The sequence below is a fragment of the Sedimentibacter sp. B4 genome, from assembly GCF_000309315.1.
GTDB lineage: Bacteria > Bacillota > Clostridia > Tissierellales > Sedimentibacteraceae > Sedimentibacter > Sedimentibacter saalensis.
The window spans coordinates 1-211 of the sequence record NZ_CANG01000202.1 but is presented as its reverse complement, the minus strand read 5'-3'; the positions used below and the strand labels follow the sequence as shown (position 1 = coordinate 211).

The window sequence follows — 211 nt, the reverse complement described above, 5'->3', positions numbered from 1 at the left end:
CTCGCCGACCACGTCGCCGGCCAGCGTGACGTCGGCGCCGATCAGCTCGCCGAGCCGCTTCGCGACCGGGGCGAGCGAGTACTTGGGGTTGACCTCACCCTTGGGCCGGCCCAGGTGGGCCATCACGACCACCTTCGCGCCGGCGTCCTTGAGCAGGGTCAGGGTCGGCAGCGCCGCCCGGATCCGACCATCGTCGGTGATGGTGTTCCCG

At 72.0% G+C, this 211-nt stretch carries 1 protein-coding gene; it reads right to left on the bottom strand.

Annotation, left to right across the window (positions count from 1 at the left end):
* Positions 1-211, bottom strand: a 211-nt coding sequence (gene pgk / locus BN358_RS28720; protein ID WP_157593360.1) for a phosphoglycerate kinase, incomplete at both ends; no start/stop codon positions are given.